The sequence below is a fragment of the Ensifer sp. Root954 genome, from assembly GCF_001429005.1.
GTDB classification, from domain to species: domain Bacteria; phylum Pseudomonadota; class Alphaproteobacteria; order Rhizobiales; family Rhizobiaceae; genus Ensifer; species Ensifer adhaerens.
On sequence record NZ_LMJM01000015.1, the window covers coordinates 178659 to 197951 of the forward strand.

At 62.5% G+C, this 19293-nt stretch carries 21 protein-coding genes; 7 read left to right on the forward strand and 14 right to left on the reverse strand.

Features of this window, described 5'->3' with window-relative positions; all coding sequences use genetic code 11:
- Positions 1 to 10 precede the first annotated feature (10 nt).
- The 5 genes from pal to tolQ form a co-directional block, all read right to left on the reverse strand.
- Entirely contained in the window at positions 11 to 544 is a 534-nt protein-coding gene (gene pal / locus ASE71_RS09830) for a peptidoglycan-associated lipoprotein Pal (protein ID WP_034806256.1), read from the reverse strand.
- Positions 545 to 840: 296 nt separating this feature from the next.
- Complete coding sequence (tolB, locus tag ASE71_RS09835; protein WP_034806253.1) at positions 841 to 2154, reverse strand: Tol-Pal system beta propeller repeat protein TolB; 1314 nt, start codon at positions 2152 to 2154, stop codon at positions 841 to 843.
- A 79-nt stretch (positions 2155 to 2233) separates the two neighbouring features.
- Positions 2234 to 3313 carry a hypothetical protein gene (locus tag ASE71_RS09840; protein ID WP_034806249.1) on the reverse strand — a complete coding sequence of 360 codons (1080 nt, stop codon included), beginning with the start codon at positions 3311 to 3313 and terminating at the stop codon, positions 2234 to 2236.
- A 9-nt stretch (positions 3314 to 3322) separates the two neighbouring features.
- Entirely contained in the window at positions 3323 to 3775 is a 453-nt protein-coding gene (gene tolR, locus ASE71_RS09845) for a protein TolR (protein ID WP_034806246.1), read from the reverse strand.
- Positions 3776 to 3802: 27 nt separating this feature from the next.
- Positions 3803 to 4525, reverse strand: coding sequence for a protein TolQ (gene tolQ, locus ASE71_RS09850; protein ID WP_034806243.1), 723 nt, complete (start codon positions 4523 to 4525; stop codon positions 3803 to 3805).
- Between the two features lie 294 nt (positions 4526 to 4819).
- Here tolQ and ASE71_RS09855 point away from each other — a divergent pair, with 294 nt between their 5' ends.
- On the forward strand, positions 4820 to 5131 hold the full coding sequence (locus tag ASE71_RS09855) for a hypothetical protein (protein ID WP_060518578.1): 312 nt from the start codon (positions 4820 to 4822) through the stop codon (positions 5129 to 5131).
- Positions 5131 to 6756: a non-homologous end-joining DNA ligase gene (gene ligD, locus ASE71_RS09860; RefSeq protein WP_060518580.1), complete on the forward strand. Its 1626-nt coding sequence runs from the start codon at positions 5131 to 5133 to the stop codon at positions 6754 to 6756. Before ASE71_RS09855 ends, ligD begins: the two co-directional genes overlap by 1 nt.
- Here the strand turns inward: ligD and ASE71_RS09865 are convergent.
- The 3 genes from ASE71_RS09865 to ybgC all read right to left on the reverse strand — a co-directional run bounded on the left by ASE71_RS09865 (position 6753) and on the right by ybgC (position 8817).
- The gene (locus ASE71_RS09865) at positions 6753 to 7646 is read right to left on the reverse strand and encodes a haloalkane dehalogenase (RefSeq protein ID WP_060518582.1); all 894 of its coding nucleotides are present in this window, start codon (positions 7644 to 7646) and stop codon (positions 6753 to 6755) included. The genes ligD and ASE71_RS09865 overlap by 4 nt on opposite strands.
- Positions 7639 to 8235 carry a TetR/AcrR family transcriptional regulator gene (locus ASE71_RS09870; RefSeq protein WP_060518584.1) on the reverse strand — a complete coding sequence of 199 codons (597 nt, stop codon included), beginning with the start codon at positions 8233 to 8235 and terminating at the stop codon, positions 7639 to 7641. Before ASE71_RS09870 ends, ASE71_RS09865 begins: the two co-directional genes overlap by 8 nt.
- Positions 8236 to 8361: 126 nt before the next feature.
- The gene (gene ybgC / locus ASE71_RS09875; protein ID WP_034806232.1) at positions 8362 to 8817 is read right to left on the reverse strand and encodes a tol-pal system-associated acyl-CoA thioesterase; all 456 of its coding nucleotides are present in this window, start codon (positions 8815 to 8817) and stop codon (positions 8362 to 8364) included.
- Between the two features lie 124 nt (positions 8818 to 8941).
- On the opposite strand from ybgC, the gene ASE71_RS09880 reads away from it, so the two are divergent.
- The 4 genes from ASE71_RS09880 (at position 8942) to ASE71_RS09895 (ending at position 13294) form a co-directional block, all read left to right on the forward strand.
- Positions 8942 to 10162 carry an NAD-dependent epimerase/dehydratase family protein gene (locus ASE71_RS09880; RefSeq protein WP_060518586.1) on the forward strand — a complete coding sequence of 407 codons (1221 nt, stop codon included), beginning with the start codon at positions 8942 to 8944 and terminating at the stop codon, positions 10160 to 10162.
- The gene (locus ASE71_RS09885; RefSeq protein WP_060518588.1) at positions 10159 to 11019 is read left to right on the forward strand and encodes a glycosyltransferase; all 861 of its coding nucleotides are present in this window, start codon (positions 10159 to 10161) and stop codon (positions 11017 to 11019) included. Before ASE71_RS09880 ends, ASE71_RS09885 begins: the two co-directional genes overlap by 4 nt.
- Positions 11016 to 11906: an NAD-dependent epimerase/dehydratase family protein gene (locus tag ASE71_RS09890; RefSeq protein ID WP_060518590.1), complete on the forward strand. Its 891-nt coding sequence runs from the start codon at positions 11016 to 11018 to the stop codon at positions 11904 to 11906. Before ASE71_RS09885 ends, ASE71_RS09890 begins: the two co-directional genes overlap by 4 nt.
- Positions 11907 to 12085: 179 nt before the next feature.
- Entirely contained in the window at positions 12086 to 13294 is a 1209-nt protein-coding gene (locus ASE71_RS09895; protein ID WP_060518592.1) for a hypothetical protein, read from the forward strand.
- 125 nt (positions 13295 to 13419) lie between these two features.
- Here the strand turns inward: ASE71_RS09895 and ASE71_RS09900 are convergent, their stop codons facing one another.
- The 4 genes from ASE71_RS09900 to ruvC all read right to left on the reverse strand — a co-directional run bounded on the left by ASE71_RS09900 (position 13420) and on the right by ruvC (position 16659).
- Positions 13420 to 14322 (reverse strand): metallophosphoesterase, encoded by a 903-nt coding sequence (locus tag ASE71_RS09900; RefSeq protein ID WP_034806217.1) that lies wholly within the window; start codon positions 14320 to 14322, stop codon positions 13420 to 13422.
- A complete protein-coding gene (ruvB, locus tag ASE71_RS09905) occupies positions 14323 to 15366 on the reverse strand; it encodes a Holliday junction branch migration DNA helicase RuvB (protein WP_034806214.1) in 1044 nt (347 codons plus the stop codon).
- A 96-nt stretch (positions 15367 to 15462) separates the two neighbouring features.
- Positions 15463 to 16080, reverse strand: coding sequence for a Holliday junction branch migration protein RuvA (ruvA, locus tag ASE71_RS09910; protein ID WP_034806211.1), 618 nt, complete (start codon positions 16078 to 16080; stop codon positions 15463 to 15465).
- 66 nt (positions 16081 to 16146) lie between these two features.
- On the reverse strand, positions 16147 to 16659 hold the full coding sequence (gene ruvC, locus ASE71_RS09915; protein WP_034806209.1) for a crossover junction endodeoxyribonuclease RuvC: 513 nt from the start codon (positions 16657 to 16659) through the stop codon (positions 16147 to 16149).
- 170 nt (positions 16660 to 16829) lie between these two features.
- On the opposite strand from ruvC, the gene ASE71_RS09920 reads away from it, so the two are divergent.
- Positions 16830 to 17831 carry an LLM class flavin-dependent oxidoreductase gene (locus ASE71_RS09920; RefSeq protein ID WP_060518594.1) on the forward strand — a complete coding sequence of 334 codons (1002 nt, stop codon included), beginning with the start codon at positions 16830 to 16832 and terminating at the stop codon, positions 17829 to 17831.
- Between the two features lie 10 nt (positions 17832 to 17841).
- Here the strand turns inward: ASE71_RS09920 and ASE71_RS09925 are convergent, their stop codons facing one another.
- Entirely contained in the window at positions 17842 to 18471 is a 630-nt protein-coding gene (locus ASE71_RS09925) for an HAD hydrolase-like protein (protein ID WP_034806206.1), read from the reverse strand.
- A gap of 71 nt (positions 18472 to 18542) precedes the next feature.
- Complete coding sequence (locus ASE71_RS09930) at positions 18543 to 19289, reverse strand: YebC/PmpR family DNA-binding transcriptional regulator (RefSeq protein ID WP_043625539.1); 747 nt, start codon at positions 19287 to 19289, stop codon at positions 18543 to 18545.
- Positions 19290 to 19293: the final 4 nt, after the last annotated feature.

Below are 19293 nucleotides of genomic sequence, written 5' to 3' on the forward strand. Positions count from 1 at the left end.
CGCGGCATCATTACATGCCGGCGCCACCGAGAACGGTAACGGCGCGGCGGTTCTGCGACCAGCAGGAAATGTCGTCGCAAACGGCGACCGGCTTTTCCTTGCCGTAGGAGATCGTCTTCATGCGGTTCGACGGAACGCCCTGGCTGATCAGGTAGTCGCGGGTCGAGGCCGCACGGCGGGCGCCGAGCGCCAGGTTGTACTCGCGCGTGCCGCGTTCGTCGGCATGGCCTTCGATGGTGATCGCGTAGTTCGGGTACTTGGCAAGCCACTGGGCCTGACGAGCGAGCGTCTGCTGCGCGTCGGCGCGGATCGAGGTGGAGTCGGTGTCAAAGAAGATGCGGTCGCCGACATTGACGGTGAAGTCCTGCTGCGAGCCCGGCGTTGCCGAACCGGCGCCACCGAGACCCAGTTCGCCAGCGCTGCCCGGCAGGTTCTTCTTCGATGCACAGCCAGCCAGGGCAAGCGTCATGACCAGGGCGATCATGACCGGGTTGCGAGCGATGGTCTGCATGCGGCCTGCGGCCGGGGTGTCAATTCGGCTCATACGCCGGTCTCCTTGAGAAGTGTCTGAATTCACGGTTGCCAGACTGTAACCGGAAGCGGTTAATCGCTATTCAACAGTTATGGTTAACAAATCGATAATTTCGGCTCGGGCCCTGCTAGACCAGCACTTTGCGGCGAGAAAGCGGCATCATTGCCACATTTTCCCGCCGCAAATCGGATCAGCCTGCAGCGGGATCAGGAAAAAAGGAGGCGGCTTTCCGCCGGCCTCCCGCCCTTAAGCGGACGAGAGGCGATCACGTTACTGGCATTGGATCGGGCGACCCAAAGCCACGTGAACTACTCGAGCAGCGGCGACCAGGCCGGGTCGGATGCGAAGCCCTGCGTCTGGATCAGTTGCTCGTTGTAACCCGACAGATCGATCGAATAGAGCTGCGGTCCGCCGGAACCGGCACCCTGGCGGAAGAACATCAGGACACGGCCGTTCGGCGCCCAGGTCGGGCCTTCGTTGTGGAAGCCGGTGGTCAGGATACGTTCGCCCGAACCGTCGGTCTTCATCACGCCGATCGAGAACTTGCCGCCCGACTGCTTGGTGAAGGCGATGAGGTCGCCACGCGGAGACCAGACCGGCGTCGAATAGGAGCCGTCGCCGAAGGAGATGCGGCGCTGGCCGGAGCCGTCGGCACCCATGACGTAGATCTGCTGGCGGCCACCGCGGTCGCTTTCAAAGGCGATCTGGCTGCCATCCGGCGAATAGGACGGGGCGGTATCGATCGCGGCGGTGTTGGTCAGGCGCGTCGTGGTCCGCGAGCGCAGGTCCATTGTGTAGATGTTGGCGTTGCCGTCCTGCTGCAGGCTCATGATGACCCGCTGGCCATCCGGCGAGAAGCGCGGCGAGAAGGTCATGCCGGGGAAGTTGCCGACGACCTCGCGCTGTCCGGTTTCCAGCTGCAGCAGGTAGACGCGCGGCTGCTGGTTTTCGAACGACATGTAGGTGACTTCCTGCCGGTTCGGCGAGAAGCGCGGCGTCAGAACGATGTCGTTGGAATTGGTGAGCGCACGGGCGTTGAAGCCGTCCTGGTCCATGATGGCGAGCTGACGCTTGCGTGCCGTCTTCGGGCCGCTTTCGGCGACATAGACGATGCGGGTGTCGAAATAGCCCTTTTCGCCGGTGACGCTCTGATAGATGGCGTCGGCGATGATGTGGGCCACGCGGCGCCAGTTTTCCGGCTGGGTGAAGAACTGCTGGCCGGTCATCTGCTTGTTACCGAACGTATCCCACAGGCGGAACTCGGCCTTCAGCCTGCCGTCGCCTTCCTGCGTCACGCGGCCGGTGACGAGCGCCTGCGCGTTGATGACCTTCCAGTCCTCGAAACGCGGCGTCGCATCCGGATTGCTGATCTTCTCGATGAACGCTCCCTTGTTGATCGGCGCGAACAGGCCCGAACGCTTCAGGTCCGCCGCAACCACGTCCGAAATCTTCTGGCCGAGTTCGCCCTGGAGAAAGTCCGTGACAGCGATCGGCAGCGGTTCGACGTTGCCCTTGTTGATGTTGATTTCAACTTCAGCATTTGCCGGTGTCACCGCCGCCACGACGGCGGCTAACATGCCCGCGGCCACCATCAGGGCGCGGAAAAGAGAGACCTTGATCATAGGGACAAGCCTTTCAGCTTCGTACGAAGGGTTTGCAGGGGTGGTTTGCTATCCGGCATGGGTTCCAATCCCGGCAGCTCTAGAGTGCGAATTCCGAGGGGTCGAAATTCAGCACGAGGGTATTCCATCCTTTTTCGCCCTCATATTTTTCAGGCGGGAGGTTCTGTAGCGGGGCCGAACGGCGGATCGCGCGCAAGGTGCTGCTTTCAACGGCACGGCGCGTACCTTCCGGACCGCCGGTTGCGGTAACCTCGGGTGTGCCGACGATATTGCCGGCGGGATCCAGCTGCACGCGCACCGTGACACGCACTTCCTCGACGCCGGTCAGGCCTGGCGTCAGCGACCAGTTGCCCTGGATCTGGCCCTTGACGCCATCGATCTCGTTGGCGCTCAAGCCCACACCAATGGTTTTCTTGCCGCCGAGCGCCGCTTCCTGTGTCGAGCGCTTGGCACCACCGGCGGAGGGATCCTGCCGGTTGAGAAGCGCGGCGATCTCGTCGGCGTTGAACTTGCTTTCCTCGGTGGAGGCAGCTTTCTTCTGTTCCTTCGGCGTCGCCTCGTTCTTGCGGTCTGGCGTCTTGGCGCTCTGGGCGGGCTTTTCGACCTTCGGCTTTGCCGCCGGCGTCGGCACCTTCTCAGGCAGCGCTTCGGCTTCCGGGTTCTCGGCCGGCTTTTCCTCGGCGGGTGCCGGCTCCGGCTTCGTCTCCGGCTTCACTTCCTGCTTCGGTTCGGGCAGAGCGGCAACTTCGGTCGCAGGTTCGGAGGCGGGCTTGGATTCCTCGACCTTCTTGATCTCTTGCTCGACCGGATCGGGCGTCGGCTCGGGCTTCTCGTTCTTCTCCGGAGAGGCCGTGGCTTCGCTCTTCGACGGCTTGGCGTTCGGCGTCGGCGGCGTCTTCAGGTCGGTATCGTTGTCGCCGATGTTTTCGGCAGGCTGGTTGGTCTCCGGCCGCTTGGTCGGAACCGGCGACGAGGTCTCCTTCTTCGGCGCCTTCTTGTCGCCCTGCTGAACCTGCGTCATCTCCGAATAGGGAACGATGTCGACAGGCAAAGCCTCGACGTCGGCGACCTGGAAGTCAGCCGGGCTGCCAAGCGACACCAGCGCCCAGGTCAAGACCATGGCGTGGAGGACAGCAGATGTAGCGAGACTGCCCTTCATCGTGGACGATCACTTTTCCTGTTCTTGCAGCGTGACAAGGCCGAGGTTCTTGAAACCGGCGGCCGAGATGCGGGCCATGACCTTCATGACCGTGCCGTAGTCGGCATTGGTGTCACCGCGCACATAGATGCGCTCGTTGTAGCCGGTGGTGGCGATCGCCTCGAGCTTCGGCACCACTTCGTCGATGGCGATCGCGGTTTCCTGCAGGTAGATCTCGCCTGCCGGGTTGACCGAGACAGTGATCGGCTGCGTATCGGAATTGAGCGCCTTTGCCTGCGTTTCCGGCAGATCGATCGGCACGCCGACCGTCATCATCGGTGCTGCCACCATGAAGATGATCAGGAGCACGAGCATGACGTCGACGAACGGCGTCACGTTGATCTCGCTCATCATGGCTTTCTTGCCGCCGCGGCGACGACGTCCGCCACCCGAACCCTTGGCTCCGCCAACCGACATACCCATCAGCGTGGTCTCCGTACTCTCTGGCGATTACTGCGCGGCCTGGCGCGGGTTCTGCAGCTTCTCGTCGATCTGCCGCGACAGGATGGCGGAGAATTCGTCGGCGAAAGCTTCCATGCGTGCCGACAGCTTGCCGGCGTCGGCCGAGAACTTGTTGTAGGCGATAACCGCGGGGATAGCGGCGAGCAGGCCGATCGCGGTGGCGAGCAGTGCTTCGGCGATACCGGGCGCCACGACCGCGAGGTTGGTCGACTTCGAACCGGCGATCGCCTGGAACGAGGTCATGATACCGACGACCGTACCGAAAAGGCCGATGAACGGGGCGGCCGAACCGATGGTCGCGAGCGAGCCGAGACGGGCTTCCAGCGATTCCGATTCCCGGGCGAGCGTCACGTCCATGGCGCGGTCGATACGCATCTGCAGGCCGATCGGCGAACGGGCGCCGCGCTCGAAGCTCTTCTTCCATTCGCGCATGGCGGACACGAAGATCGCACCCATGCCGGCCGTCTGGCGGTCGGCGAGCGTGCGGTAGAGTTCTTCCAGCGACTGGCCGGACCAGAACACCTGCTCGAAGCTGTCGAGCTGGCGGCGGACGCGGCCGTAGTTCAGCGTCTTGTCGACGACGATCGCCCAGGTCCAGACGGAGGCTGCGACCAGCCCCAGCATGACCAGCTTCACGACGAAGCCCGCTTGCATGAATAGCGACCAAAGGCTCACATCGTGTGTTGCCGCGGCCAATCCAACCTGTTCCATCGTCTTCAGTCCCCGAATCCAAACACCCGGCAAGAGCGGTTCATGCTCGTGACCGGGTAGCCCAAACGTCCTGTTTGCAAGAGTGCCCGGCACCGCCGCAGATCGCACCATCGCGACCTTAATTAGCTTTAGGTTGCCTTCTTGCCGTCAATTTTGGTCAAAGGATGACGTGCACTGCACAAATCCTGATGCGATGATTAAGACACCATTATGGTTAAGAGACCGTTACCGTTGTGTGTCTTTGCAGTATCACCCGGCGGTCGGAACTTAGCGTTGCCGAGTACGTTCCTAGGGATGGCCCAACGAACGACAAGACAACGAAGCGAAGGAGAGTCCTCACCGGATCTTGATCCCCGGGACCGATTGATCCTCGCCCTTTACGCCGAGCTCAAGGCCGAGCGGGAAACCCGCGCCGCCCTGGAGGATGCACTCGCCCACGGCGTCGTATCGCTGGAAATCCTCCAGGCCATCATCTCCGATCCGGTTCCCGTGGTGACCGAGGAGGACATTGTTCGCATCGAACGGGTCCTCGCCCTCGATGCGGCCCGGTCCGCTATTCTGGCTAAAGACGCGCCGACCGTCCGGGGTCTCCGTGGAGGCGGGTGATGGCGTCCCTTCGCAGCCCGCTTGCCGAATACAACAAACGCCGCAACTTCGGCGAGACGCGCGAACCAAAGGGCAAGCTTGGTCGCGGCCGGTCCGGCCGCATGCGCTTTCTCGTGCAGAAGCATGACGCCACCCGGCTCCACTACGACTTGCGGCTGGAATGGGACGGTGTCTTGAAGAGCTGGGCGGTCACCCGCGGACCAAGCCTCAATCCGGAAGACAAGCGACTAGCTGTCAGAACCGAGGATCATCCGCTGGCCTATGGCGATTTCGAAGGCACAATCCCCGAAAAGCAATATGGCGGCGGCACCGTCATGTTGTGGGACACCGGCTGGTGGGAGCCGGAAAACGATCCGGACGAGGGCTTGCGCGAGGGCAAGCTAACATTCCATCTTCACGGTCAGCGGATGCAAGGCGGGTGGGCATTGGTGCGGATGCGGTCACGCCCCGGTGAAAAGCGCGAGAACTGGCTGCTGATCAAGGAGGGTGACGAAATTGCCGCCGAGGATGGCGACGTTCTGCTGGAGGACCATCTGACGAGCGTCAGCACCGGCCGCACCATGGCCGAGATTGCCGATGGGAAGGGCGAACGCAAGAAGCATGTCTGGACCTCCAAGGGGGAGGACAAGGAGGCGAAGGCCGTGACAGTCAAAACATCCAAAACCGCAACGAAGCCCAAGGACAAAGCAGCAAAGCCGGCAAAGGCGAAGCAAGCCATATCGGACGAAACCGTGCTTGGGGTGCGCATCACCCATCCGGATCGCGTCCTGTTTGCTGACCAGGGCATCAGCAAGCTCGATCTCGCCCGCTACTACGCCGTCGTCGCCGATCGCATATTGCCCCATGCCGCCGAGCGTCTCCTGTCGCTCGTGCGTGCGCCGCAGGGCGTGAAGGGTCCGCGCTTCTACCAGAAACATGCGAGCGACGGTTTTCCCGACGAGATCAAGGAAGTCCCCGTCGAGGAAAGCTCCGGCGAAACGGAAAACTACATGTATGTGCGCGACGCCAAGGGGCTGGTCGCTGCGGTCCAGATGGGCACGCTGGAGTTCCATATCTGGGGATCGCATGTCGACAAGCTGGAGATCCCCGATCGACTGGTCTTCGACCTTGATCCTGACGAGGGTCTCGACTTCGAGATGGTCAAGGGTGCGGCCGTGGCCTTGCGCGATGCGCTCGACGAGATCGGGCTGAAATCGGCTCCGATGGTCACGGGCGGCAAGGGCGTCCACGTCATCGTGCCGCTGACGGCCCGCGCCAGCTGGCCGGAAGCCAAGGCCTTCGCCAAGACCTTTGCGCAAGGTTTCGCCGATCGCGAACCGGACCGGTTCATCGCCACCATGTCGAAGGAAAAGCGCAAAGGACGCATCTTCATCGACTGGCTGAGGAATGAGCGCGGCGCGACCGCCATTGCCCCCTACTCGACCCGGGCGCGCGCTGACGGACCGGTGGCGACGCCCATCAACTGGGATGAACTTGCCGATTTCAAGTCGGCCAACAGCTTCCACATCCCGGACATCCTCGAGCGAATCGAAAATGGCGCAGACCCCTGGCAGGATGTGTCCAAGATCAGGCAATCCCTGACCAAGACTATCCTGGGCAAAATCGGCGTGAACGAGGCGGACTAGGCCGCCGACGCCCCGCGCAATCCCTCGATCCACGAGCGTAATGCCGTCCCGATCGCGTGCGGATGATCCTCCTGCAGGTAGTGCGCGCCCGCGCCGAGTTTCACCAGGCGGCAATTCGCAAGCTCGTCGGCATAAGCTTCCGCCTCCGCCGGCGAGATGAGCGCACCAGGGTCGCCCGAGAACAACAGCTTGGGATATCCTGAGGCGCGAAGCGTGGCGTGATCTGCCGTACTGATAGAGTAGAACTCAGAAGGCGCGCCCTCGATCGGCAGTTCGCGCGGCAGGCGCAGCACGGGGCGGCGGGAAGATGGATCCGGAAACGGTGCCCGATAAGCAGCCATTTCCTCGTCGTTCAGTTGACGCAGGATCGCGTTCGGTACGACCCGTTCGATGAAGACGTTTTCCTCCAGGATCAGCCGCTCGCCGACGCCTTCAGTTCGGAACGCCCTGAACAGTTCGCGGGCCTGAGGCTTTTGATGAAACGCCTCATAAGTTTCAGCCGGCCGGATATATTCCATGAAGGCGAGGCCGAGCACCTTCTCCGGATTGAGTGCGGCAAAGTGGAAGGCAAGCGCCGTTCCCCAATCCTGCGCGACCAGGAAAAGTGGACCGGGGGCGACCTTTTCGATGAAGGCTTCGAGATAGCGGAACTGGTCGAGGAAGGAATAGTCGATATCGGGCTTGTCGGAATGGCCATAGCCGATCAGATCCGGTGCAACGCAGCGCCCGACCGGAATCACATGCGGCAAGATGTTCCGCCAGATATAGGACGACGTCGGGTTGCCGTGGAGGAACAGGACAGTCGGTCCCGTGCCTTTTTCGATATAGGCCATCGACGATCCGAAAATGTCGACGAATGACTTGCCCGCTGCGAATGCCTCTTCACGCATGCTTCCCTCCATCAAACACGGTTGAAAAAACGATCGTCCTGAACGTTACAAGCGGCGCCGGGCTGCGATCGACCTTCATGCGCAGCATGGCCCCCTGCCAGGCGCTGAGCAGGAAGTCGGCAAGCTCGGCCGCCGAGCCGAGCGGAGCGATTTCGCCCTTCTCCAGCCCTTCGGCGATGCAGGCCTCGAAGGGACGGCGCCATGTCGCAAAGAGTTTCGACAGATGCGCCCTGAGCCGTTCATTGTCGAAGGAGGCTTCGAGGCTGAGATTGCCGATCATGCAGCCGCGGCTGTAGTCGGCGTCAGCCAGCTTGCCGGTGATGAGGTCGATGTAGCGACGCAACCGGTCGACGGGGCGCGCGCTTCTGTCGCCAAGCGCCTCTTCCACGAGGCCCGAGACATAGGCGAAGTAGCGATCGAGCACCTCGATGACGAAGTCTTCCTTGGACGTGAAGTGATTGGTGAAGGACCCAGGGCGGGCGCCCGCAGCCTCGACGATGTCGCGTACGCCGGTCCCGGCGTAGCCTGTGTTCCATACGAGCTGATCGCCCGCCTTCAGAAGGTTTTCACGTATCGATTTTCTGGACATGGCGAAATAATACGTACGTACGTATTATTGTCAATGCACTGAATCGAATGCAGTGAAAACGCGCGTCCACCAACGAAAAACGCCCCTGGAAGGGGCGCCGTGTCTCCGTTCGACTGAAGGAGAGCCCTAGCCCGCGCTCTCCTTCGCATGATGGAATTTGTAGGCGAGCGCCTCGGGCAGCCGCCGTGGCCGACCCTGGCCGTTGATCACGGCGATGATCACCTTGGCGGCGATCAGCAACTGCTCGCCGCGGCGGATCTCCTGCTGCAGCACCATCTTGGCGCCGCCGGCCTTCTCGGTGACGGTGGTAATCGTCAGGATGTCATCCATGCGCGCCGGCAGCTTGAAGTCGATCTCCATGCGATGGACGACGAAGACGAGGCCTTCGCTGTCGCCCTCGATCGCCAGCGTTGCCTGCTCGACGCCGAGCAGCCGCAGGAAATCGGTGCGGGCGCGCTCCATGAAATGCAGGTAGCGGGCGTGATAGACGACGCCGGAAAAGTCGGTGTCTTCGTAATAGACGCGCTGGATCAGCTGATGGCCGTTTTCGGTCAGTTCGCCTGCGAGCGAAATCAGGGACATACTTTTCTCCGAAAGAATTTCCCGTTTCCTGTGCAGGAACAAAAAGCCGTTTGCAAGCATTGCAGCCTTGTCACAATCCTATCCTATCACGTGACGGACTTCCTTTGCGATCAGGAGAACGTGCATGAAGATTGCAATTCTCGGCGGCGACGGTTTCGTCGGTTGGCCCACGGCCCTTCATTTGTCCGATGCCGGTCACGACGTTCATATCCTCGACAATCTCTCCCGCCGATGGATCGATACGGAACTGGGCGTGCAATCGCTGACGCCGATGGATTCGATCCAGGAACGCACGCGTATCTGGCATGCCGAAACCGGCCGGCGCATCCATTTCAACCTGATCGATCTCGCACGCGACTACGAACTCCTGAAGAACTGGCTCGCCGGCCATCGCCCTGACGCCATCGTGCATTTTGCCGAACAGCGTGCCGCGCCCTATTCGATGAAAAGCGACCGCCACAAGAACTACACGGTCAACAACAACGTCAACGCCACGCACAATCTTCTGAACGCGTTGGTCGAACTCAGCCTCGACGCCCACCTCGTGCATCTCGGCACCATGGGCGTCTACGGCTACTCCACCATCGGCGCGGCGATCCCCGAGGGCTATCTGCCTGTCGGCATCGAAACGATGGGCGGCGAGACCGTCAGCCAGGAGATCCTCTACCCCTCCAATCCCGGCTCGATCTACCACATGACCAAGTGCCTGGATCAGTTGCTCTTCCAGTTCTATGCCAAGAACGACGGGCTTCGGATCACCGACCTGCACCAGGGCATCGTCTGGGGTACGCATACCGAGCAGACGCGCCGCCACGCCCAGCTCATCAACCGCTTCGACTATGACGGCGACTATGGCACCGTGCTCAATCGTTTCCTCATCCAGGCGGCAATCGGTTATCCGCTGACCGTGCACGGCACCGGCGGCCAGACCCGCGCCTTCATTCACATCCAGGATTCGGTGCGATGCATCGAGCTGGCGCTCACGAACCCACCGGCGCGCGGCAGCCGTGTCGAGATCTTCAACCAGATGACCGAGACCCACCGGGTGCGCGATCTCGCCGAAATGATCGCCTCGATATCGGGGGCCGAGATCGCCCGGTTGCCGAACCCGCGCAAGGAAGCTGCCGAGAACGAACTCGTCGTGCACAACGAGAAATTCCTGAGCCTCGGTCTCAACCCGACGCGGCTCCAGGACGGGCTTCTCACGGAAATCGTCGATGTCGCCAAGAAATTCGCCTATCGTGTCGACAGAACGCGCGTGCCCGCCGTCTCCGCCTGGACCAAGGACATCGCGCCGCTGATCAACCACGACCCAGAGGGCAAGCGGCTGAAATCCGTTTCATGACATCGAACGATCCTTCGGAGGGGCTCCGCCCCTCCTCGCCTCCCCAAGCCGACCATGCCTATGTGACGCTCGTCACCAATGCCGATTATGCGCTTGGCGCCCGCGCACTGGCGCGCTCCATAACACGCACGGGCACGAGGGCCGATATCGTCGTGCTGCACACGGGCGGCGTTTCTGTCGATGTACTGGCGCCGCTTGCCGAATTCGGCTGCCGGCTGGTGGAGACCGACCTTCTGCCGCTTTCCGACGCCTTCAACGCGCGCCACCAGCGCCGGAACGTGCATGACAAGGCGCCCTTCACGAAAGGCCGAAAGCCCGACTTCCACTCGCCGCTCGACAACTTCTGCAAGCTCCGGCTCTGGCAGCTTACCGAATATCGGCGCTGCGTCTTCATCGACGCCGATGCGGTCGTGCTCCGGAACATCGACCGGCTGTTTGCCTATCCGGAATTCTCCGCTGCCCCCAATGTCTACGAAAGCCTTGCGGACTTTCATCGGCTGAATTCCGGCGTCTTCGTCGCCGAACCGTCAATGGCGACCTTCGACAGGATGATCACCCAGCTTGACGCGCCGGACGCCTTCTGGCCGCGCACCGACCAGACCTTCCTGCAAGCCTTCTTCCCGGACTGGCACGGTCTGCCAGTGACGATGAACATGCTGCAGTATGTCTGGTTCAACCTGCCCGAACTCTGGGACTGGGGCTCAATCGGCGTGCTGCATTACCAGTATGAAAAGCCCTGGGAGACGGATCATCCGCGCTGGGAGGCCCTGCAGCCGCTTATCGATCTCTGGCATGGCTACCTGACAGGAGACGATATTCCGGACATCGCATCGCTCACCAACCCGGTCCGCCGATGACCCGCGTGCTTGTCTCCGGCGGCACGGGCTTCGTCGGCCGCTTCATCGTCGAACATCTGCTGCAGGCGGGGTACGAGGTTGTGATCGGCGGTCGCACGCGGGCCCCAAACACCTTCTTCAGCGGGCCTGTTGGTTTCGTGCCCCTGTCGCTCGATCCGACGAGCGATCACAGCGCGGCCTTTGGCAATGTCCAGTGTTTCGTCCATGCCGCCTTCCAGCACATCCCTGGCCGATATCGAGGCGGCGAAGGCGATGATCCCGAGAGCTTCCGCCGCGCCAATCTCGATGGTTCGGTCCGGCTTTTCGAAACGGCACGCGAACAGGGCGTAGGTCGCTGCATCTTCCTGTCGAGCCGCGCCGTCTACGGAACGCACCCAGCAGGCGCCGTGCTGTCGGAGGGATCGACCTGCCATCCCGAGAGCCTCTATGGCGCGCTCAAGCTTGCGGCGGAGCGGCAACTAGAACTGCTGGGCACGGACGACTTCAGGACAGCAAGCCTACGCGTCACCGGCGTCTACGGAGCACCGGGCAACGGGGCGTCGCACAAATGGCAGGCCCTGTTCGACAACTATCTGCAGGGCCGCCCGGTTGCACCGCGGGCCGGCACGGAAGTGCATGGCGACGATGTCGCAGCCGCCGTGCGCCTCGTGCTCGAAGCGGAAACGCGCCGCTTGCCGGTTTCGGTCTTCAACGTCTCCGATATCCTCGTCGACAACAGCATCATTCTGGAAATCGTTCGCCAAATCACCGGTTGTATGAACGACCTGCCCGAACCGGCCGCATTGACCGAATTCAACGCGATGGACTGTGGCCGTCTGCGCGCGCTCGGCTGGACGCCGGGCGGGCTCCCGCGGCTGCACGAGACGATCGAAAAGCTGCTCGGCTGAGACGCTGCGTAGAGCCGTTCTGTGTCGATCAAGGACTCCTTTAAGGGGTATTAATTTACAATTTAATACCCCAGGTTGCCGCCGAAAATCCGAGCTATGTTGGCTGCGCGGAACGGTTCCGGTCCGTGCAAAAAGCTCAACCCTCCCGTCGATCGACGGCGCTTCGAAGGAAATCAATCATGCCTATCGAGACGTTGAATCCTGAAGTCTGGAAGCTTGTCGGCACTTTGAACGGTGAATGGAAAACGAATGGCGGCAAGGATTTCGGCTGGGGCACGGTCAAGACCTCATCGCAAACCTTGACTGCAAACGCCTTGCTTTCGGTCTACAAGCTGATGCGCGGCAACCAGAATCTGACGCGCGACTACTACCTCGTCGTCGGGGATGTCTATCACGGCATCCAGGGTTCGCCATCCACTCCGTCGTCCAACTGGGTATCGGTCGGCTTTTACGCCAATCACATGAAGCTGCGCCTCGAGACGAACTCGCAGCAGGCGCGGCTCGTAACGTTCGGGCCGAACAGCACCGTCGAGCAGGCGACGATCAGTTTCTCGATCGGCGGCGAGCTCAGCGCCGAATACAGCAAGGAAGGCCCGAAGGGCGGCGCCTCGCTCAGCGCCAATGTCGGTGTCAGCTTCACGGCCTCCGAGGTTTCGTTTGCGGCACGCCCCGCAACGCAATCGATCGAGTGGCAGGCGAGATTGCCCCATGTCGGCTGGGTTTCGGCGGGAGTGCCGGCAAATCCCGGTCGCCCGTCCTATGCCGGTTACATCTGGAATGCGGCCGCGATCATCGAGGTCCCGCAAGGCGCGACACCCAACTTCAAAGGGCGCTTCGAAGTGGACTTCGAGTTCAATTGGACGCGCGGCATTCGCAAGCGGTCGTTCACGCCCGAGATCGATCTCGTCTACCAGTCCCTTACCAGGACGGGCTCCAGCGACATCGAGGTTATTCCGCCGCTGCCGACGATACTGGAGACATTGCGCTCCCTCGCCTCTTCGACCGGTCGGGACGGCAAGACCGACACCTTCCTGGCAGCGCTGGAAAACTCTCGTGTGATCGATGCGCTCGGCGACAGCAATCTTGACCAGATCGTCATCGCGCCAACCAACCTGGCCGTCCAGACGTACTTCGACCAGCACCCGCAAATCGCGCTCGAGGCCGTTTCGCCGGCAAACCAGGCCTGGCTCGATAGCTGGGTCGCCGAACGGATCATCAGCACACCGCCCGGCTCTGTTGAACTGGCAACACTCAGTGCGTCGGTAAAGAGCATGAGCGAGGGGGAATGGTACCAGTGCGCGGACGGCCTGCTGCTGGTCACCGACACCTATGAGGTGGCGTCCGGCCTGCGGGGCGCAGTGCGAAGCGGAGCCATCAGGGCCGCCTGACGCACCGTGACAAACGGGCGCCCTGCTCGGCTCAACAGAGCGGGCGGGCGGAAGCAAACAGGCCTGGCGTCGTCTTGATGCCAGGCTCTTTCAGCGCAAGACCGGACGAACCTGGAATTTGTCGCTCAGCCGAGATCGATCACCACGATCTCCGGCGGCATGCCGAAGCGAACCGGCGCAAGCGAGCAGCCGAGACCGCCGGAAACGATCAGATTGCAATCGTTCTCGGTCACATGGCCGTAGGCGTAACGCTCGCCGAAACGCGAGGGCACGACCGGCGCATAGCCGAGAAACCGCACCTGGCCGCCATGGGTATGGCCCGACAGTGTCAGCGCGACACGCGACGGAACACGCGGGAACACATCCGGCTCATGCGCCATGAGGATGACCGGATCAGTATCGCTCACCTGGGCGAGCGTACCGTCGAGATCGTCGAGACCGCTCATGCGCTTGCGTTGCCACTTCTTGCCGGGCACCAAGGCAAGCTGATCTTCGAGGCCAGCGATCCAGAAGCCCTGCCCCTCCTTCTCCAGTCTCACCGCCCGGTTGCTATAGACGTTGATGCCGACGTCCTGCAACGCCTTGTGCCCGAAGGTCGGCCCGCCGCCGTTCTTCTGCGCGGTCCGGTCTTCCCACCAGTCATGATTGCCCATGACTGCGTGGACGCCGAGCGGCGCCTCGAGTGTGGCCAGCGCCTTCGACCATTCGCTGGAATGCACATAGCTGGTGACGAGGTTCATCCCGGCCACATAGTCGCCGAGCAGCAGCGTGATATCGCCGCCAAGGCTGTTGGCCTGCCGGCAGATCGAAGCGATACGGCTTGCCGGCATCCAGGGCTCGCACGCGTGGATGTCGGTGAGCACGACGGCGCGCAGCTTGAGGCCCGGTGTCCAATTGGGTGGCGTCAATTTGTATCGGGTGACGTTCAGCCGGGCCAGAGGTTCGACGGCAAAGGCGTAGCCGCCCAGTGCCGCCATGCTGACGATACCGCCGCCGATCAGTTTCAACAATCCGCGGCGGCTGATCATCTAGTCGTCGTCCTCTAATGTCAGGCGAAACTGGGTCGCCTCCATCTCCTTGGGGGGATTAAGGCCGATATGTTTCCAGGCATTGGCGGTCAAAATACGGCCGCGCGGCGTGCGTTGGATGAAGCCCTGCTGGATCAGATAGGGCTCGATGATGTCTTCGATCGCATCACGCGGCTCCGAAAGGCCCGCCGCTATGGTCTCGATGCCGACGGGACCGCCGCCGAAGTTCTGCGCGATCATGAAGAGGTAGCGCCGGTCGAGCTGGTCGAGGCCCATATTGTCGACGAGCAGCCGCGTCAGCGCCTCGTCCGCGAGCTCCTTGGTCACGGCTTCGGCACGCGCCACTTCGGCGAAGTCGCGCACGCGGCGCAACAGCCGGCCGGCGATGCGCGGCGTACCGCGGGCGCGGCGGGCGATCTCGCGGGCGCCGTCGTCGGTCATGCCGAGGCCCATCAGCCGGGCGCCACGCCGGACGATCGATTCCAGCTCTTCGACCGTGTAGAAATTGAGCCGCACCGGAATGCCGAAACGGTCGCGAAGCGGCGTCGTCAGAAGCCCGAGGCGGGTGGTTGCCGCCACCAGCGTGAACTTCGAAAGGTCGATCTTCACCGACCGCGCCGCCGGGCCTTCGCCGATGATGAGGTCGAGCTGGAAGTCCTCCATCGCAGGATAGAGGATTTCCTCGACGGCCGGATTGAGCCGGTGGATTTCGTCGATGAAGAGCACGTCGCGCTCTTCGAGATTGGTGAGCAGGGCCGCGAGATCGCCGGCCTTGGCGATCACAGGGCCGGAAGTCGAGCGGAAATTGACGCCGAGCTCCTTGGCCATGATCTGCGCCAGCGTCGTCTTGCCGAGACCGGGAGGGCCGACGAAGAGCACGTGGTCCAGCGCCTCGCCGCGGTTTTTCGCCGCCTCGATGAAGATCTTCAGGTTGGCGCGCGCTTCCGCCTGGCCGGTGAAGTCATCCAGCGTCTGCGGGCGCATGGTCGCATCGAGGTCTTCACCGCGCTTTTCCGGCGTTATCAGGCGTGCGGCGTCAGTCATGCGTTCGTTCCATTCGGTCGGGCAGCTCAGCGCTGCAACCCGTCATCATGCCGGGCACGATGCGTTCTGCCTTCTGTGCCCAGCCAAGGCAAGCGTTCATCGCGCCAGTTCTTTCAGGCCAAGGCGAATGAGCTTGGCGCTGTCGCCGCCTTCGCCGCCGTTCTTCAAGGCCGCCGCAACGGCATTGGCCGCCTGGTCGCGCGAGTAGCCGAGATTGGTGAGCGCCGAAACCGCATCGGAAACCGGCGCGGAGGCGACGCCTTCGCCAAGCTCCTGCTTGAGGCCGATCGAGGCCGACATCTCGCCGGCGAAGGACGGCGCCTTGTTCTTCAGTTCCGTGACGATGCGCACCGCCACCTTGGGCCCGACACCGGGCGCACGGGAGACGGAGGTCTTGTCCTGCAGCGCGATCGCATTGGCCAATTCCCCCGGCGTCAGGGTGGAAAGCACGGCCAGCGCCACTTTCGAGCCGACCCCCTGCACGCTCTGCAACAGCCGGAACCATTCCCGCTCCAGCGCCGTCAGGAAGCCGAACAGCTTCAACTGGTCTTCGCGCACATACGTCTCGATGAAGAGCACCGCCGCCTCGCCCGCCGATCCGAGCCTGGACAGCGTGCGCGCCGAACAAAAGGCAACGTAGCCGACGCCATGCACATCGAGCACGACGTGATCCTCGGCGATCTCGTCGATGGTACCCTTCAATTTGCCGATCATGTGGCGTCTCTCGCGGTGGGTTCTGGATGGTCATCGGACCATCGGAAATTATCGTGTCGGGCGCAACTACGCCATCAATGCGGCAAGCCGGCTCGTCACCGATTGCCGGTTGTGGGCATGGCAGATAGCGATCGCCAGTGCGTCCGCCGCATCGTTGCCCTTGAACTCGGCCTTCGGCATCAGAACCTTCAGCATCATGTGGATCTGCTGCTTCTCGCCATGGCCGACACCGATCACCGCCTTCTTGACCGCGTTCGGCGCATATTCGGCGACCCTGAGGCCTGCGCGTGCCGGCACCAGCATGGCGATGCCGCGCGCCTGGCCGAGTTTCAGCGTCGCTGTCGCGTCCTTGTTGACGAAGGTCTGCTCCACCGCCGCCTCGTGTGGCTGATAGCTGTGCACCACCTCGGCAAGGCCGTCATGCAGCTGGCAAAGTCTGGAGGCGAGGTCCATGTCACCATCCGACGTCACCGTGCCCGAGGCGACGAAACGCAACGAATTGCCGAGCGTCTCGATGATGCCCCAGCCGGTACGACGGAGCCCCGGATCGATGCCGATGATGCGAATCGTGGTCTGCATGAATTTCACCCTATGATGTCAGTCCGGACGCTGCCAGCAAAAAGTGAACAAAACAAAAACATACGCACAGTTGAGGCGCGGCCTCAGGTTTTCTTCGGCACCGGCCTTGGATTGAGGAAAATTGAGCTTACATAGCCTTGCATCAATTTCTCTCAATAAAGGCCTTTGCCATGGCGACTTTCTCCGTCCTCGATCTTTCCCCGATCACTGAAGGCGGCAGCGTCGCCCAATCGCTGGAGAATTCGCGTCGTCTGGCCCAGGCGGCCGAGGAGAACGGCTACACCCGCTTCTGGCTGGCCGAACATCACGGCATGAAGGGCATCGCCAGTGCGGCGACCTCGATCGTGATCTCGCACGTGGCGGCAGCGACGAAGACGATCCGTGTCGGCTCCGGCGGCATCATGCTGCCGAACCACTCGCCGCTTGTCATCGCCGAACAGTTCGGAACGCTCGCCGCCCTCTACCCCGGCCGCATCGACCTCGGCCTCGGCCGTGCGCCCGGAACCGACATGCGCACCGCCCAGGCCCTCCGACGCAACATGGAGGCGAGCGGCAACAACTTCCCGAACGACGTCGTCGAACTGCAGGCACTGCTCGGCCCCGTCGCCGAGGACCAGAAGATCATCGCCGTGCCCGGCGCCGACACCAATGTGCCGATCTGGCTGCTCGGCTCAAGCCATTTCAGCGCCCATCTCGCCGGCATGCTCGGCCTGCCCTTCGCCTTCGCCTCGCATTTCGCGCCGGACATGCTGCTCTCGGCGCTGGAGATCTACCGCGAGCGCTTTACCCCCTCCGAGACCCTTGCCAAGCCGCAGGTGATGGTCGGCGTCATGGGGGTTGCCGCCGATACGGACGAGGAGGCGAACTACCTCTTCACCTCCATGCAGCAATCCTTCGTGGCCCTGCGCCGCAACGCGCGCGGGCAGTTTCCGCCGCCGGTCCAGTCGATGGATGGGCTCTGGAGCTATGACGAGAAGATCTTCGTCGACCATTCGATGATGTATGCGGTGGTCGGAGGGCCAGAGACGATCCGGCGCAAGATCGGGGCGTTCCTCGAGCAGACAAAGGCCGACGAACTGATCATCTCCATGCCGATCTTCGACATGCAGGCGCGGCTGAATTCGCTTCGCCTCTTCGCCGACGCCCAGCGCGATCTCGCCAAGGCGGCGTAAAGCCGGCCGATCAGATCGCCCCGAAAGCGGGTGCGATCTCTTCCAGATTGGCAAAGAACCGATCCGGCCCGAGCCCTTGCAGGAAGACCGGGTCGGCATAGCCCCAGGCAACCGCACCGGCCGCCACGCCCGCCTTTCGCGCCGCATCGATATCGCGCGCCTCGTCGCCGATCGCCAGGATGCGAGCCGCATCGAGGCCGGAGTGCCGGATCGCACGCTTGAAGTGCTGTGCCTTGCCGAAAAGCGCGGCACCGCATTCGAAGAGATCAATCGTCGCTGCCGCCTCGCCGAGTGCGGCGCGAATACCCTGCTCCGCGTTCGAACTCACGATCGCAATGCCGATGCCCGCCGCCTTCAATTTCCAGAGAAGCTCAGCGGCGCCCGGAAACAGCCGGACGCTTGCCGCTTCAGTCGCCATGGCACGGCGCATGAAGGTGGCGATCTGCGGCAGTTTCCAAACGGGCACGCCGAGATGCGCGATGATCTCGCGGCTGCCCATGGTGCGCAACGACTGGAACTCCTCGACCGAGAGTTCGCGGAAGCCGTAGCGCCGTGCAGCCGCGTTGCACGCCGTCATGAAACTCGCCGCCGTATCGGCAAGCGTGCCGTCGAAATCGAAGATCGCGAATTCATAGGTCATCGGGCCATCCAAAGAAAAACCCGCGGCCTTTCGGACGCGGGTGAAAATTCTGCGAGCGACGGTCGTCCCAATCAGGCCGACAGCTTCGCCAGGATCTCGTCCGAGACTTCGAAGTTCGAATAGACGTTCTGGACGTCGTCGTCGTCTTCAAGGATGTCGATGAGCTTCATCAGCGACTGCGCCTTTTCTTCATCGACCGGAACGGTGTTCTGTGCCTTCCAGATCGCCTTGACCGTCTCGGCTTCGCCGAGCGTGTCTTCGAGCGCCTTGGACACTTCGCCGATCGCCTCGAAACCGCAGATGATCGTGTGGCCGTCCTCGTCAGTGGTGACGTCGTCGGCACCCGCTTCGATCGCCGCATCCATCACCTTGTCGGCGTCACCGACGGAGAGCTTGTAGGTGATCTCGCCGACGCGATCGAAGGAGAAGGAAACCGAGCCGGTTTCGCCGAGCGCGCCGCCGGCCTTGGTGAAGGTCGAGCGCACGTTCGAGGCGGTGCGGTTGCGGTTGTCGGTCAAGGCTTCGACGATGACGGCAACGCCGCCCGGGCCATACCCCTCGTAGCGGACTTCTTCGTAGTTCTCCGCGTCGCCGCCGGAGGCCTTCTTGATCGCCCGTTCGATGTTGTCCTTCGGCATCGACTGCGCCTTGGCGTTCTGGATCGCCAGGCGCAGGCGCGCGTTCATCGCGGGATCGGGCATGCCCGACTTGGCGGCAACCGTGATTTCGCGCGCGAGCTTGGAAAACATTTTCGAGCGCACCGCATCCTGACGGCCCTTGCGGTGCATGATGTTCTTGAACTGTGAATGGCCAGCCATGGCA

Bases quoted from the DNA above. Each gene is read 5' to 3' on its own strand.
- ASE71_RS09895 (WP_060518592.1), top strand. From the start codon at position 12,086: ATGCCTATCGAGACGTTGAATCCTGAAGTCTGGAAGCTTGTCGGCACT.
- tolR (WP_034806246.1), bottom strand. From the start codon at position 3,775: ATGGGTATGTCGGTTGGCGGAGCCAAGGGTTCGGGTGGCGGACGTCGT.
- ligD (WP_060518580.1), top strand. From the start codon at position 5,131: ATGGCGTCCCTTCGCAGCCCGCTTGCCGAATACAACAAACGCCGCAAC.
- tolQ (WP_034806243.1), bottom strand. From the start codon at position 4,525: ATGGAACAGGTTGGATTGGCCGCGGCAACACACGATGTGAGCCTTTGG.
- ASE71_RS09925 (WP_034806206.1), bottom strand. From the start codon at position 18,471: ATGACCTATGAATTCGCGATCTTCGATTTCGACGGCACGCTTGCCGAT.
- ASE71_RS09930 (WP_043625539.1), bottom strand. From the start codon at position 19,289: ATGGCTGGCCATTCACAGTTCAAGAACATCATGCACCGCAAGGGCCGT.
- ASE71_RS09880 (WP_060518586.1), top strand. From the start codon at position 8,942: ATGAAGATTGCAATTCTCGGCGGCGACGGTTTCGTCGGTTGGCCCACG.
- tolB (WP_034806253.1), bottom strand. From the start codon at position 2,154: ATGATCAAGGTCTCTCTTTTCCGCGCCCTGATGGTGGCCGCGGGCATG.
- ASE71_RS09900 (WP_034806217.1), bottom strand. From the start codon at position 14,322: ATGATCAGCCGCCGCGGATTGTTGAAACTGATCGGCGGCGGTATCGTC.
- ruvA (WP_034806211.1), bottom strand. From the start codon at position 16,080: ATGATCGGCAAATTGAAGGGTACCATCGACGAGATCGCCGAGGATCAC.
- ASE71_RS09885 (WP_060518588.1), top strand. From the start codon at position 10,159: ATGACATCGAACGATCCTTCGGAGGGGCTCCGCCCCTCCTCGCCTCCC.
- ASE71_RS09870 (WP_060518584.1), bottom strand. From the start codon at position 8,235: ATGTCCAGAAAATCGATACGTGAAAACCTTCTGAAGGCGGGCGATCAG.
- ASE71_RS09840 (WP_034806249.1), bottom strand. From the start codon at position 3,313: ATGAAGGGCAGTCTCGCTACATCTGCTGTCCTCCACGCCATGGTCTTG.
- ASE71_RS09865 (WP_060518582.1), bottom strand. From the start codon at position 7,646: ATGCGTGAAGAGGCATTCGCAGCGGGCAAGTCATTCGTCGACATTTTC.
- ruvB (WP_034806214.1), bottom strand. From the start codon at position 15,366: ATGACTGACGCCGCACGCCTGATAACGCCGGAAAAGCGCGGTGAAGAC.
- pal (WP_034806256.1), bottom strand. From the start codon at position 544: ATGAGCCGAATTGACACCCCGGCCGCAGGCCGCATGCAGACCATCGCT.
- ASE71_RS09890 (WP_060518590.1), top strand. From the start codon at position 11,016: ATGACCCGCGTGCTTGTCTCCGGCGGCACGGGCTTCGTCGGCCGCTTC.
- ASE71_RS09855 (WP_060518578.1), top strand. From the start codon at position 4,820: ATGGCCCAACGAACGACAAGACAACGAAGCGAAGGAGAGTCCTCACCG.
- ybgC (WP_034806232.1), bottom strand. From the start codon at position 8,817: ATGTCCCTGATTTCGCTCGCAGGCGAACTGACCGAAAACGGCCATCAG.
- ASE71_RS09920 (WP_060518594.1), top strand. From the start codon at position 16,830: ATGGCGACTTTCTCCGTCCTCGATCTTTCCCCGATCACTGAAGGCGGC.
- ruvC (WP_034806209.1), bottom strand. From the start codon at position 16,659: ATGCAGACCACGATTCGCATCATCGGCATCGATCCGGGGCTCCGTCGT.